The 12,734-nt window shown below is 74.5% G+C and carries 13 protein-coding genes and 1 pseudogene; 7 read left to right on the top strand and 7 right to left on the bottom strand.

What is annotated here, in order from left to right; genetic code table 11:
- The 4 genes and pseudogenes from AC51EU_RS19740 to AC51EU_RS19725 form a co-directional block, all read right to left on the bottom strand.
- Positions 1-622: pseudogene (locus AC51EU_RS19740) on the bottom strand (glycoside hydrolase family 65 protein); the annotation flags it as partial.
- Positions 622-1,380 (bottom strand): HAD family hydrolase, encoded by a 759-nt coding sequence (locus AC51EU_RS19735; protein WP_496268326.1) that lies wholly within the window; start codon positions 1,378-1,380, stop codon positions 622-624. The pseudogene AC51EU_RS19740 and the gene AC51EU_RS19735, both read right to left, overlap by 1 nt.
- Before the next feature lie 66 nt (positions 1,381-1,446).
- The gene (locus tag AC51EU_RS19730; RefSeq protein WP_496268325.1) at positions 1,447-2,829 is read right to left on the bottom strand and encodes a nicotinate phosphoribosyltransferase; all 1,383 of its coding nucleotides are present in this window, start codon (positions 2,827-2,829) and stop codon (positions 1,447-1,449) included.
- Between the two features lie 45 nt (positions 2,830-2,874).
- Complete coding sequence (locus tag AC51EU_RS19725; protein ID WP_496268324.1) at positions 2,875-3,174, bottom strand: DUF1876 domain-containing protein; 300 nt, start codon at positions 3,172-3,174, stop codon at positions 2,875-2,877.
- A gap of 439 nt (positions 3,175-3,613) precedes the next feature.
- Between AC51EU_RS19725 and AC51EU_RS19720 the strand changes: the two genes are divergently transcribed.
- Both AC51EU_RS19720 and AC51EU_RS19715 read left to right on the top strand, forming a co-directional pair.
- The gene (locus tag AC51EU_RS19720; RefSeq protein ID WP_496268323.1) at positions 3,614-4,132 is read left to right on the top strand and encodes a lytic polysaccharide monooxygenase auxiliary activity family 9 protein; all 519 of its coding nucleotides are present in this window, start codon (positions 3,614-3,616) and stop codon (positions 4,130-4,132) included.
- Positions 4,133-4,302: 170 nt separating this feature from the next.
- Positions 4,303-5,250: a hypothetical protein gene (locus AC51EU_RS19715; protein ID WP_496268322.1), complete on the top strand. Its 948-nt coding sequence runs from the start codon at positions 4,303-4,305 to the stop codon at positions 5,248-5,250.
- Positions 5,251-5,401: 151 nt separating this feature from the next.
- On the opposite strand, the gene AC51EU_RS19710 is transcribed toward AC51EU_RS19715, so the two are convergent.
- On the bottom strand, positions 5,402-5,815 hold the full coding sequence (locus AC51EU_RS19710; RefSeq protein WP_496268321.1) for a DUF779 domain-containing protein: 414 nt from the start codon (positions 5,813-5,815) through the stop codon (positions 5,402-5,404).
- Between the two features lie 293 nt (positions 5,816-6,108).
- Between AC51EU_RS19710 and AC51EU_RS19705 the strand changes: the two genes are divergently transcribed.
- The 3 genes from AC51EU_RS19705 (at position 6,109) to AC51EU_RS19695 (ending at position 7,695) form a co-directional block, all read left to right on the top strand.
- On the top strand, positions 6,109-6,264 hold the full coding sequence (locus AC51EU_RS19705; RefSeq protein ID WP_496268320.1) for a DUF6131 family protein: 156 nt from the start codon (positions 6,109-6,111) through the stop codon (positions 6,262-6,264).
- 176 nt (positions 6,265-6,440) lie between these two features.
- Complete coding sequence (locus AC51EU_RS19700) at positions 6,441-6,725, top strand: response regulator transcription factor (protein WP_496268319.1); 285 nt, start codon at positions 6,441-6,443, stop codon at positions 6,723-6,725.
- Positions 6,726-6,972: 247 nt separating this feature from the next.
- Complete coding sequence (locus AC51EU_RS19695; protein ID WP_496268318.1) at positions 6,973-7,695, top strand: SRPBCC family protein; 723 nt, start codon at positions 6,973-6,975, stop codon at positions 7,693-7,695.
- Positions 7,696-7,704: 9 nt separating this feature from the next.
- Here AC51EU_RS19695 and AC51EU_RS19690 read toward each other — a convergent pair whose 3' ends face one another.
- Together AC51EU_RS19690 and AC51EU_RS19685 are read right to left on the bottom strand one after the other, a co-directional pair.
- Positions 7,705-9,471, bottom strand: a complete 1,767-nt coding sequence (locus AC51EU_RS19690; RefSeq protein ID WP_496268317.1) for an NAD+ synthase — start codon at positions 9,469-9,471, stop codon at positions 7,705-7,707.
- A gap of 240 nt (positions 9,472-9,711) precedes the next feature.
- Entirely contained in the window at positions 9,712-11,334 is a 1,623-nt protein-coding gene (locus tag AC51EU_RS19685) for an MFS transporter (RefSeq protein WP_496268316.1), read from the bottom strand.
- Between the two features lie 172 nt (positions 11,335-11,506).
- Here AC51EU_RS19685 and AC51EU_RS19680 point away from each other — a divergent pair, with 172 nt between their 5' ends.
- A complete protein-coding gene (locus tag AC51EU_RS19680; RefSeq protein WP_496268315.1) occupies positions 11,507-11,962 on the top strand; it encodes a winged helix-turn-helix transcriptional regulator in 456 nt (151 codons plus the stop codon).
- 121 nt (positions 11,963-12,083) lie between these two features.
- A partial coding sequence (locus tag AC51EU_RS19675; protein ID WP_496268314.1) for a DUF1702 family protein occupies positions 12,084-12,734 on the top strand: 651 nt, incomplete at its 3' end.

Here is a 12,734-nt window from a genome sequence, read left to right as displayed (position 1 = left end):
TGCGGCACCGCAGCCACACCGTGCCGTCGTCCGCGGCGCCCGTCTCCCACCCGGTCAGATGCCGGTCCGCCAGAGCGCGGTAGCGGGCCACCCCCGTGTTGCGCACATCGCCGTCGAGACACGCCTCGACCTCCACGGTCCCCGTCCAGCCGTCCGGGACGAACGCGGTGCGCTGCGCCGCGAGATGCGGGTCGCCCATGTGCACCAGCCGCCGCTGCGTCACCTCCAGTCCGTGCCCCTCCCCGTCGTCGTACACCGAGTGGCGGGTCAGCACGCCCTGCCGCAGATCGAGCGTCTGCCGGTGCTCGGACAGCTGCGGGTGGTCGGGGGTCAGCCACGGCCCCGCCGGGCCGCCCGCGGGGTGCGCGCGGTAGCGCAGCGGCAGCCAGTCGGGCAGGTTGACCAGGTCCTCGTTCCCGATCCGGTGGCCCCCGACGGTGGACACCAGCCGGTTGTAGCAGCCCGCCAGATACGTCCCCGGGTAGTGAACGGGACCGCGCGGCGCCTCGGAGGCCGCGCCACGGGTGGCGAAGTAGCCGTTGCCCAGCGTGCACAGCGCCTCGCGCAGCTGTTCCTGGTCCGGGTCGTACCCCTCGTAGGACCACGTCCAGGCGCCGGCCATCAGTCCTCCCCGGGGACCAGCAGGTCGGACGGGTCGGCGACCACCACATCGGCGCCGTGGCGGCGCAGCGCCGCCGCGCCCGACGGGTCCCCGGCGCGGTGCACCCCCACCACGAGCCCGAACCCGCCGCGGCGGCCCGCCTGCACACCGGCCAGCGCGTCCTCGACGACCGCGGCGTCCTGGGGCTGCGCCCCCAGCCGGTGCACCGCCTCCAGGAACAGCGCCGGATCGGGTTTGCCGGGCAGCCGCATCCGGTGCGCCTCCTCCCCGTCCACCACCACCTGGAACAGGCCGATCACCCCGGCCGCCGTCAGCAGCGCGGTCGCGTGCCGGGACGCCGAGGCGGCCGCGCACGGGACGGGCCGGGCGCGCAGCGCGTGCAGCAGCCGCACGGTCCCGGGCAGGGCCGGGACACCGCGCTCCCGCACGGCCGCGGTGAACAGCTCCTCCTTGCGGGCCGCGACCGCCCACACCGTGTCCGTGCCGGGCGCGTCGCCCTCGTCACCGGGCGGCAGGTCCAGGCCGCGGGAGGCGAGGAAGGCCGCCGCGCCGTCCGGCCGCGACAGGCCGTCGACGTGCCGGGCGTACTCGTCCACCGGGTCGAACGGCCGCTGCCCGTGCCGCGCCAGGACGGCGTCGAAGGCGCCCTTCCAGGCCGCGGCGTGCGTCCCGGCGGAGTCGACGACGACCCCGTCGGTGTCGAACACCACGGCCCGCATCGAGCGCAGGCACGCGGCCAGGGACGGCGTGCCGGTCATGGGAGGGTCCCTTCGTCCGCGGCTCCTTCCATGGGAGCACGACTCCGCCGTACGGGCGCGCCGCGCTCAGGGCGCCCCGGGACGCGCGCCCTGCCCGGCGGCCGCCGGGGGCTCGTGGGGCGAGGCGAGGACGGCGCGTTCGATGCGCCGTCGCACCTGCTCGGTCAGCTCCGCGAGCGCCGCCGAGATCGCCGGGAGCGGGGGGACCGGCGACCGGATGAGCAGGGCGTCCCCGGGCAGCGAGGCGATGTCCTCGGCGCAGCGCTCCCGGGCCCGCGCCACCGTGCCGGGCGGCGCGCAGCGTTCCCCGCCGCGCATCATGGTCTCCAGCAGCGGCAGCCCGCCCCCGACCGGCGGTTCCTGCGCCAGGCCGATGACGTCGTTGCAGCCCGGCCGGCGGAAGACCTGCTTGCGGCCCGGCGCGGTGAGCTTGTCGGTCGACAGCTTCATCACCGGCCGCGCGTCGTACTCGACGAGCTTGTAGACGGAGTCCAGGTACGGCGCGTCGGCGCTGACCCCGACCCGGGTGCCCACCGCGTAGGTGTCGATCGGGGCGCCGGAGCGCACCAGGTCGTGGACGGAGAACTCGTCGAGGCCGCCGCTGGCGACGATGCGGACCCGCGGCAGCCCGGCGGCGTCCAGCATCGCCCGGGTCCGGACGGCGAGCGCCCCGAGGTCGCCGCTGTCCAGGCGGACCGCCGCCCCCTCGGCGCGGCCTTGGGCGTGCAGCACACGGGCCGCCGCGGCGACGCCGGAGAGGGTGTCGTAGGTGTCGACCAGCAGGGTGACGGGCCCCGGGTGGCCCCGGACGAACGTGGTGAACGCGGCGTCCTCGTCCTCGAACGCCTCGACGTACGAGTGCGCCATGGTGCCGATGGCCGGCAGATGGCCCGCGTGGGCCGCCGCGACATTGCTGGTGCCCGCGAAGCCGGCGACGGCGGCGAGCCGGGCGGCCCGGTCGCCGGCCTCGGTGCCGTGGGTGCGCCGCAGGGAGAAGTCGACCACCGGGTGGCCGCGGGCGGCGAGGACGCACCGGGCGCACTTGGAGGCGACCGTGGTCTGGTGGTTGAGCTGGTTGAGCACGAACGTCTCGACGAGCTGGGCCTGCGGGAGCGGGGCGGTGACCTCCAGCAGCGGCTCACCGGGCAGTACCACCCGGCCCTCGGGCACCGCCCGCACCTCGCCGGTGAAGCGGGTGCCGAGCAGCGGCGCCAGCTCGGCCGCGGGCCGCCGCATGACGTCGGCGAACACCTCCACCTCCGCGGGGCCGACCCGGAACGCGGCGAGGTGGTCGAGGACGGACTCGGCCCCGGCGGCGACGAGGAAGCCCCGGTCCGGGGGCAGGTCCCGCACGAAGCAGCTGAACGTCGCGGGCCGTGTCATGCCCTCCCGCAGATAGGACAGGGCCATGGTCACTTCGTACAGGTCGGTGGTGGTCGCGTCCGCCATGGTCGGCTCCTTCCGGCCGGCTCCGGGGCGGTGGCGGGCGTGGGCTCAGCCCATCGCGTTCGTCCAGCCGTACGGGGTGCGGTCGCCGCTCTGCGGCGGCGCGGCGCCCATGTCCTCCAGGTCGTGGTCGGCCCTGCGCATCAGCTGCCCCGCGAGGTCGCCCATCGCGCGGCTGGCGGCGAGTTCGTCGCCGATCTCGGGGACGTCCACGTCCTGCGGGTTGCAGCGGGCGACGCCGTGACCGGTGATCTCGGTCCCGCCGATCCTCAGTTCGACCCGTGCCCTGGTCGTCCCGTCCTCCTCGGAGAGATGGAGACGCACGGGCCATTCCAGTGTCCTCGTCATGGTCTGCCTCCGCTTGCTCCGCGGGCCGCCGTGCCGGGCGGCCGCCGCGACGTGGCCCGGTGTGCCGGGGAGTTGCCGGAGTGTGGTCGCGCGCCGGGGGCCGGGGAGGGGCGGCCGGCGCACCGCCGGTGTGCGACCAGCGTACGTCGCGAACCGGCCAGGTGCCGGAGGGTGCGGTGGTGCGCCGGTGGTACGTTGTGCCGGACCTATTGACCGTACGCGGTCAGCTAGTAAAGTCCGGACCAATCCGCGGGCCTGCCCGCGACGTCCCTGCCCGGAGCCGGCGCCGGGCGGACGGTCGTGGCGCCGTCCGGCGGACCACCCTCGCGTCATCCACCCCCACACCCGACGAGGCGGCCCGGGGCGGACGTTCGGCGCCCGCGGCGTGCGCCACGTCCCCCGCACCCCGCGCGGCCGCCTCCCCCGCGAAAGGGTCGACATGAACAAGAAGAGAAGGCTGGCCATGACCATCGGTGCGGGCATCGCACCGCTCCTCGTCCTGGCCGTCCCGGCCGGACCGGCCGGCGCCCACGGCTATGTCTCCGCCCCGCCGAGCCGCCAGGCCCAGTGTGCCGCCGGCACCGTCAACTGCGGCCCGATCAAGTGGGAACCGCAGAGCGTCGAGGGCCCCAAGGGGCTCAAGAGCTGCAGCGGCGGCAACAGCCAGTTCGCCGACCTCGACGACGACGCCAAGGGCTGGAAGGTCACCCCCGTCGGCAGCACCACGACCTTCAACTGGCGCTTCACGGCCCGTCACGCCACGACGAACTACCAGTACTTCGTGGGCAACACCAAGGTCGCCGAGTTCGACGGCCACGGCCAGCAGCCGCCCGAGACCCTCTCCCACCAGGTCAACTTCGGTGGCCTCACGGGCAAGCAGAAGGTCCTCGCGGTCTGGAACATCGCCGACACCGCGAACGCCTTCTACGCCTGCGTCGACGTCAACATCGGCGGATAGCACCGCCGCGCCGCCGCCTCTCCGCCACGGCGGGGCGGCGGCGGCCCCCACCCGGCACCCGCCCCGGTCCGCCCCTCCCCGGCGGAGACGGAAGCGCGGCCTGAGCGGCGCGCGGAACCGTTACGATCGGCCTTCGTGGCCGTCGTCAGTGGCCGTCGCCGGGAGGAAGAATGGGCCTGTTCCGCCGAGGACCGAAACGCGATCCCCGCGATGCCGCCCGCGACGCGGAATTCTCCTTCTTCTCCGACCGGGAGGGCGGCGTCTTCCGGTCACAGGTCCGCCAGGCGTTCGCCGAACAGGGCCTGGAGGTCACGGTCTACGCGGGCGTCGTCGCCGACTCCGCGGGCCGCCAGTTCGGCCTGGGCAACCTCGCCGCCGTCTGCCACCGCGACCGCCGCGGCGAACGCGGCTGGCCCGCCCTGATCCGCGACCACGTCGGCAAGGTCCTGCGGACGATGGACGGGCCCCAGCCCCTGGAGATCCTCTCCGAGGACGAGATCCGCGCCTGCCTCTACCCCCGGCTCGTCGCCGAGGAGACCCTGCCCGCCTCGGACACCTTCCGCTACGGCCGCGAGCCCGCCCCCGGACTGCGCGAGGTCCTGGCACTCGACCTGCCCGACGCCGTCCAGATGCTCAGCGAGGACTCGCTGCGCGATGTCGGCGACCTCGCCGAACTGCGCATCCGCGCGGTCAACAACCTCCGCGCCCTGCCCGTGGAGGGCCATGAGACCGTCCGGCGCGGCGACGGCGCGACGTTCGAGGTCCTGCTCGGCGACTCGTTCTTCACCGCCAGCCGGGTCCTGGTCCTGGACGACCTGGTGCGGCGGATCGCCGGCACCCCGCTCACCGCGGACGGCGCGCTCGTGGCGGTGCCGTTCCGCCACCAGCTCGCGTTCCACCCCATCCACGACGCCCGGGTCGTCCCGGCGTTGCAGGCGATGGCCCAGTTCGCGGCCGCCGGGTACGAGGACGCGGCGGGCGCGATCAGCCCCAAGGTGTTCTGGTGGCGGCGCGGAATCCTGACGCCGCTGAGCGAACCGGACGGCGCGGGACTGCGGGTCGTCGTGGACGCGGACTTCCACGACATGCTGGAACGCCTCGTCGAGGACGACGCGTGACGGCCGCGGTCACACCGGCTCCGGCACTCCCGCCCACCCCGCCCAAAAATTTCTCGCAGAATCTTCACCGGAGCGGAACCCCGAGGCCCCTTCGACCGTTCTAGACAGTGAGGCCCCGCGTCATCCCCCGTGCGCGGGGCCTCACCACCGCCTACGGCGCCCCGTGCCCGTCGAGCCGGGCCTGCTCCTCCTCGGTCAGCAACCGCGAACGGATCAGGAACCGCACCCCCTCCGGCGCCTCCAGCGAGAAGCCGCTGCCGCGCCCCGGGACGACGTCCACCGTCAGACGGGTGTGCCGCCAGCGCGCGAACTGCTCCGCCGACATCCAGAACCCCACCGGCTCCGGCACCCCCTCGACGACCAGCCGCCCCAGCAGCACGTCCGACGCCCCGGTACGGAACTCCCCGGCCGGATAACACATCGGCGAGCTTCCGTCGCAGCACCCGCCCGACTGGTGGAACATCAGCGGCCCGTGCGCCTCCCGCAGCCGGCGCAGCAGCCCCGCGGCCGCCTCGGTCACCGCCACCCGCGCCACACCACCGGCCCCGGCCTCGTCGCTCCCCATCAGCACCACCCCGGCCACCGGACGGCGCCCTCCGCCGTCCCCGTCGTCTCCCGTGCAGCCATGTCCGTCCCTTCACCCGTGGGCCGTTCTCCCGACGGAATCCAGCCTGGCCGGAGAGCCCCGCCGCCCGCACCCGCCGCGCCGCCCCCGTCCGGACCCAGTCAACCTCCCGCTCCGTTGCGGGGAGGTTGCACGGCCCGCCACTCCCCGTGGTCCCGCGTGCGCGCCCTGCCGAGGTTTGCGCCGCGAGGGCGGGGGAACCCGGGGCCGAGCGGAGGGGGCTGGAGGTCAAAATGATCGTTCTCGGCGTCATTCTTCTCGTCATCGGTCTCGTCACCGGCATCTCGGTCCTCTGGACGATCGGGGTCGTCCTCCTGGTCATCGGAGCCGTCCTGTGGCTCCTCGGCAGCGTGGGACACGCGATCGGAGGCCGTAAGCACTACTGGTAACGGTGGCGGTCGGGGGCGTGCGAGCAGCACCGTCGAGTGACGGGGGCGGGTGCGCCGTGCGCCCGCCGAAGGGCCCCGGGAGCTAAGGGCCGCTTCGTGCCCGCACGCGCCGGAAACGGCGCCGGAGCGGGCGGTGCACCCGGGCGAACGGGCGGATACGGGGCAGGGGCGGCGGAGTGGGCCGTGGCTGCCCGACAGGGCAGCAGCGCCTGATCAGCCAGATCCACGCCATCAGGGACAACGCCCTCCTCCCGCACGGACTCGATGTCGCGGGCCTCGGGGCCCGGGAGGCCGATGTGCTCCGGCACCTCGCCGACGGCCTGAACACCAAGGAGATGGCGGGGAAGATCGGCCGCTCCGAACGGACCATCAAGAGCGTCATCCACCAACTCGTCGCCCGCCACAACCTGAGGAACCGCACCCACGCCGTGGCCTTCGCCCTGCGCACCGGCGTGCTGTGACACACCGCCGCGCCCCGGCCCCGCGCGGCCCGGCACCCTGTGCGACGGCACCCCCGTGCCCGCGCGCCGCAACCACGCCGGCGGTCCCGGTTCGGGCAGCATGGGACGACGCCCCCGCCGCACCGGACGGCCCCTCGTGCCGCCTCCCCGTCCTCCCGGCCCGCGGCGGGAGGCCGGACCGGGCCGGCGGCCGGCCCCGGTCGGACCGGCACCCACCGAGGAACGGCGCGACGCTCAGGGAGCCACCATGGGAAAGCAGTTCGCACTTCACCGGGAGGTCCTCCTCCCGGCCCGACCGCAGGCGGTCTTCGACGCCGTCACCGCCCACACCGGCGCCTGGATGTTCCCCAAGGAGCAGGTCCCCGCCGTCGGCGGCGACGGACCCGACGCCCCCGGTGTCACCGCCTGGGAACCGCCCGGCCGGTTCGCGGTCCGCATGGACGGCGAGGACGGCTGGTTCAACTCCCTGGAGTACCTGGTCGAGGCCCGCGACGGGGACAGCGCCGTCCTGCGCTACACCCACCGCGGCGTCTTCCCCGAGGACTGGGACAACCAGTACCGCAGCTGCCACCATCACACGGACTTCTATCTGCACACCCTCGGCCAGTACCTGGCGCACTTCGCCGGCCGCCCGGCCGTCTACCTCGACATCCAGGGACCGGACGACTCCCTCGGCGCCGACGCCTTCACCCGGCTGCTGCGGGCCGCCGGGGTCGGCCCCGGCACCGCGGCGGGCGAGAGGCTGCGCCTCGCCGTCCCCGGGACGGAGCCGCTCGACGCGGTCGTCGACCACCGCTCCCCGTACTTCCTCGGCCTGCGCACCCCGGGCGGGCTGTACCGCTTCTTCGGCAGGAACGCCTTCCGGATGCCCGTCGCCGTGACACTGCACCTGTTCGACGGCACCACCGACCCCGAGCGCACCGAACGCGCCTGGCACGACTGGCTGCACGGCGTCTACGCGCGCTCCTGACGGGGCCGCTCAGCCGTCCCCGCCCTCCCGCCAGTGGTTCGTGATCGGCAGCCGGCGGTCCTTCCCGAACCCCTTGGTGGAGATCTTGGTACCGGGCGGGTACTGCCGCCGCTTGTACTCGGCCCGGTCCACCATCCGCAGCACCCGCGTCACCAGCTCCTCCTCGAACCCCTGCGCCACGATCTCCTCCCGCCCCTGGTCGCGGTCGACGTACAGCTCCAGGACACGGTCCAGGACGTCGTAACCGGGCAGCGAATCGGTGTCGATCTGGCCGGGACGCAGCTCCGCGCTGGGCGGTTTGGTCAGCGTGTTCTCCGGGATCGGCGGCGTCAGCCCCTGGTCGGCGGCGTGCCGGTTGCGCCAGCGGGCCAGCTCGTAGACGACGGTCTTGTAGACGTCCTTGATCGGCCCGTACGCGCCCGCCGTGTCGCCGTACAGCGTCGAATAACCGCAGGCCAGCTCCGACTTGTTGCCCGGCGCGAGCACCAGGTGCCCCTCCTGGTTGGAGATCGCCATCAGGGTCGTGCCCCGCAGCCGCGACTGGAGGTTCTCCTCGGCGAGCCCCGTCAGGCCCAGCGCCTCCATGTACGCGTCGAACATCGGGCCGATCGGTACCGTACGGAACACCAGCCCCGTACGGCGGGCCAGTTCGGCGGCGTCGGTGACCGAGTGCTCCGACGAATAGCGCGACGGCATCGCCACGGCGTGCACCCGTCCGGCGCCCAGCGCGTCGCAGGCCAGCGTGGCGACCAGCGCGGAGTCGATCCCGCCCGACAGCCCCAGCACCACACTGCGGAAGCCGTTCTTGGTCACATAGGCCCGCAGCCCGGCGACCAGCGCGGTGTGGATCTCCTCCAGGTCGCCGAGCCGTTCCGCCTCCCGGCCCGGGTACGCGGGCGGACCGGGCGGGGACGGCGGAGCCTCGGCGGACAGCACGACATGGTCCACCCGCAGACCGTCGTCGAGAACACCCGACGGCGGTTGCCGCGAGGCGGCCGGCAGATCGAGGTCGACCAGCAGGATGTCCTCGGTGAACTGCGGCGCCCGCGCGACCACGTGGCCGTGGCGGTCGACGACGATCGAGTCCCCGTCGAAGACCAGCTCGTCCTGCCCGCCGGTCATCGCCACGTACGCGGTGGGGCACCCCGCCTCCCGGGCACGCCTGCGCACCAGCTCCAGCCGGGTGTCGTGCTTCTCCCGCTCGTACGGCGAGGCGTTGACCGACACCAGCAGCCCGGCCCCCGCGTCGCGGGCCGCCGGCACCCGGCCGCCGTCCTGCCACAGGTCCTCGCAGATGGCGAGCGCCACGTCCACCCCGTGCAGCCGCAGCAGCGGCAGCGTGTCACCGGGCACGAAGTAGCGGAACTCGTCGAAGACGCCGTAGTTGGGCAGATGGTGCTTGGCGAAGGCGAGCACGACCCGGCCCTGGTGCAGGACGGCGGCGGCGTTCTGCGGGGCGCCCGCGGGACGGCCGTAGCGCGGCAGCGCCTGCGCGCAGCGGTCGAGGTAGCCGACGACGACGGGGAGACCGCCCAGGCCCTCCGCGGCCAGCCGTACGGCCAGGTCCGCCAGCGCGGCCCGGCTCGCGTCGACGAACGACGGGCGCAGCGCGAGATCCTCGACGGGATAGCCGGTCAGGGCCATCTCGGGGAACACGGCGAGATGGGCGTCCCGGTCGGCCGCGTGCCCGGCGCCGCGCACGATCGCCGCGGCGTTCCGGGCCAGGTCACCGACGCAGGAGTCGACCTGGTGCAGGGCGAGACGGACTCGGGCCACCCCACCATTTTAGGGCCTGTCGTCACACCCCCGCCTGCCTCGCGACGCCCGGCACGCACGCTCTCCGCGTTGTCGGGTCGTCCCGATACGCCCAGTATCGGGACGACCCTCCGCCTTGAGATCGCACGCACCGGACGCCGCGAGGCCCGCCCTCCGGGCGGACGACGGGGGTGTGACGACAGGCCCTAGGGCGGCGGCGGACATCGCGCCGTCGGCGCGGGGCGCGGGCCCCGGACCGGGTCAGCGTCCTTTGGGGCGCGCCCCGTCCGCGGGCTCGGCGGGACGCGGCGCCGCCGCCCGCGCGGGCGCCCCGGAGGCGTCGGAGGTCTCCCGGCCGCCCAGCGCCACGGCCACCGCGGCCAGCGCCATCGGGACCGCCACCACCGCCGCCACCGCGCCGATCGGCATCACCGCCGCCAGCAGCGCGATCAGCGGCGGCCCGAAGATCCCGCCCGACTTGCTGCACGCGGCCGCCAGACCGCTGCCCCGGCCCCGGAACACGGTCGGAAACACCTGCGTGGCGTAGGGCCCGAGGACCGCCACCACCCCGCTCGCCCCCGTCAGCAGTCCCACCAGGACGATCATCACCACCACCGCGTTGTCCCGCAGCGGCACCACCGCCAGGGCGGCCAGCGCGGCCGCGGTGACCGCCCCGTACAGGGCCATCGTCCGCCGCGACGACCAGTGCCCGAAGAGCCAGGCGCCCGCCGCCGTCCCCGGCACGGCGAGCAGCGCGGAGAGGAACAGGACCTGTGACGCCGACGCGTCACCGAGGCCCGCCCGCGCCAGGATGCCCGGCAGGAATGTCATGAAGCCCCAATAGACGACGCCCCAGGCGAGCCCGTACCCGCAGACGATGAGCGTCTGCGCGCGGTGGTCCGGGCCGAACAGGGCGGCCGCGCCGCGCCGGGGCCCGGCGGGCGTGTCCCGGGGGAGCGGCAGGCCGAAGAGGGCGGCCGTCCGGTGCGCCTCCCCGGTACGGCCCCGCGACATCAGGAACGCCGGGGACTCCGGGATCCAGCGGTTCGCCGCCAGCAGCACCATGGCGAAGGGCAGTTGCAGGAACCAGATGATCCGCCAGCCGGCCAGCGGGATGCCGACGGCGGCCAGACCGCTGGCCGCCAGATAGCCGCCCACCGTCGTCAGCCCCGCCTGGAGCACCATCACCCCGCTGCGTCCCGGCAGCGTCTCCGACATCAGCGTGTAGACGATGGGCAGCATCCCGCCCGCCGGCATCCCCATCAGCGCGCACATCAGGACGTTCGACCCGAACGTCGGCATGGCGCCGCACACCGTGGTCGCCACGAACAGCAGCGCCGCCAGCAGGACGGCCGCCCGCCGCCCGATGCGGTCGGCCAGATGCCCCCACACCAGGGACCCCAGGACCGTTCCGGCGAGCGCGAACGTCGGCAGCAGCGCCGCCTCGCCCGCCCCGATGCCGTACTCCTTCCGCATGCCCGGCAGCATGAACGCCAGGGAGGCCGGCTTCATCTGGTCGACCAGCAGGGCGAAGGACAGCACGAGCACCAGCCGGCGGCGCGCGCGGGCCCGGCCGCCGGGACCGGGCGCGGGCAGCGGCACGGCCGCCCCCGGCGCGCACGGCCCGTCCCGCCGGGGAAACAGCCCGCACCCCGCCAGCACCACCCCGGCGGCGATCGCCGCCATCGCCGCCCACATCGCCCCGCCCATCGGCATGTGCGCCATGTGGAACCGCATCGGCGCGGCCCGCGCGAACTCCACGATGTGCTCGCCGACACCGGCGGTGCACAGCACCACGCCCGCGCAGAACACCGCGGGCCGGGGGATCAGCGCGTACCGCCGCGCCGTGGGCCGGTCCGCCACCGCGGCCGTGTCGTCTCGCATGGCACCTCCCTGGGGTGGCACACAGACTGATGGCGCGGCGGGCGGGTGTCTTCTCCGGATGTGCTCAGCGCGTGACGGGACGGCAGCGGCCCGGGAAGGCGCATCTCACCGGCGCGGGCAGGGGAATGTTCCGGTATATCCCCGCCCGCTCCCGCCGGGCTAGCATGGCCCAATGCTCAGGCGCACCTATGAGAACCAGAACTGTTCTCTCGCACGCGCGCTGGAAGTGATCGGCGAGCGGTGGTCGTTGCTGATCGTCCGTAACGCGCTGCTGGACATCACGCGCTTCGACGGCTTCCTCGAAGAACTGGGCATCTCCCGCAATGTGCTCGCCGACCGCCTGGGCCGCCTGGTCGAGTACGGCATCCTGGAACGGGTCCCGTACCAGGAGCGCCCGCTGCGCTACGAGTACCACATCACCCAGCGGGGCAGGGACCTCACGCCGACCGTGGTGGCGCTGATGCAGTGGAGCGAGCGCCATCTCCCGCACGACGGCGGCCCCTCGCGCCGCACCCGGCACATCGGGTGCGGGGGACAGGTCGTGGCCCACGTGGCGTGCGAACGGTGCGGACGGCAGGTGCACAACGAAGAGGTCACCGCCCGCTGGACCGGCCCCGGCGAGGACTGACCCGCCGCCGCGCGGGCCCCGCCCCCTCGGGGGAGCGCACGGACGGAGATGCCCGCGGAACACACGCCCGCCCATGATGGCGCGGTCCGTCATGTGTCCTCGGCATACGCCAGGAGGGATCATGCCGTCCGTTCCCGGAACGCTGCGCAGGGCCCTGCTCGCACCGCCTCTCGACGAAGTCGGCTTCACCGCCCGGGGCTTCGACGTCCCCCGGACCGATGCCACCGAGCGCCTGGAGGCCATCCCGCGCACGGTTGTCTGCGGCTTCGAATGGGCCGTCGCCGACCGCGACCAGACGGAGACCGAGCACCGGCTGCGGCTGATCGACCCCGAACTGCGGGGCTTCGCCTACGAGGGCGCCGCCATGGCCCTCACCGTCCGGGACGCGATGGGCCCGCGGCGCGCCTCCCGCACCCGCCGGCTGCTCCTCGGCCCCGCCCGGCCGCACGTCTTCCTCGCGTACATCGGCGTCGGCTTCGCCCTGGCGCGGCTGCCCCGCCCGCTGTGGAAGAGGGCGGTCCCCGATCTGACCGGCGCGGCGTACCCGCAGATGAGCTGGCTGGCCGTCGACGGGTACGGCTTCGACCTCGCCTACTTCGGCACCCGCCGGTGGATCGGCGAACAGCGCGTCCCGGCACCGTACCCCTGGGAGGGCGACGCGGGGTACTTCCCCCGCGCGGTGGACCAGGGCATCGGCCGCGCCCTGTGGTTCGTGCACGGCGCGCGGGCGGAGCGGGCCGCCTCGGCGGTGGGGAGCTTCGCGGCCCGGCGG

It is taken from the genome of Candidatus Streptomyces philanthi, from assembly GCF_059553635.1.
Note: the sequence above shows the minus strand (reverse complement) of the source record. Positions and strands in the feature narration are given on the sequence as shown.

Bases quoted from the DNA above. Each gene is read 5' to 3' on its own strand.
- AC51EU_RS19735 (WP_496268326.1), bottom strand. From the start codon at position 1,380: ATGACCGGCACGCCGTCCCTGGCCGCGTGCCTGCGCTCGATGCGGGCC.
- AC51EU_RS19730 (WP_496268325.1), bottom strand. From the start codon at position 2,829: ATGGCGGACGCGACCACCACCGACCTGTACGAAGTGACCATGGCCCTG.
- AC51EU_RS19725 (WP_496268324.1), bottom strand. From the start codon at position 3,174: ATGACGAGGACACTGGAATGGCCCGTGCGTCTCCATCTCTCCGAGGAG.
- AC51EU_RS19720 (WP_496268323.1), top strand. From the start codon at position 3,614: ATGAACAAGAAGAGAAGGCTGGCCATGACCATCGGTGCGGGCATCGCA.
- AC51EU_RS19715 (WP_496268322.1), top strand. From the start codon at position 4,303: ATGGGCCTGTTCCGCCGAGGACCGAAACGCGATCCCCGCGATGCCGCC.
- AC51EU_RS19710 (WP_496268321.1), bottom strand. From the start codon at position 5,815: ATGGGGAGCGACGAGGCCGGGGCCGGTGGTGTGGCGCGGGTGGCGGTG.
- AC51EU_RS19705 (WP_496268320.1), top strand. From the start codon at position 6,109: ATGATCGTTCTCGGCGTCATTCTTCTCGTCATCGGTCTCGTCACCGGC.
- AC51EU_RS19695 (WP_496268318.1), top strand. From the start codon at position 6,973: ATGGGAAAGCAGTTCGCACTTCACCGGGAGGTCCTCCTCCCGGCCCGA.
- AC51EU_RS19685 (WP_496268316.1), bottom strand. From the start codon at position 11,334: ATGCGAGACGACACGGCCGCGGTGGCGGACCGGCCCACGGCGCGGCGG.
- AC51EU_RS19680 (WP_496268315.1), top strand. From the start codon at position 11,507: ATGCTCAGGCGCACCTATGAGAACCAGAACTGTTCTCTCGCACGCGCG.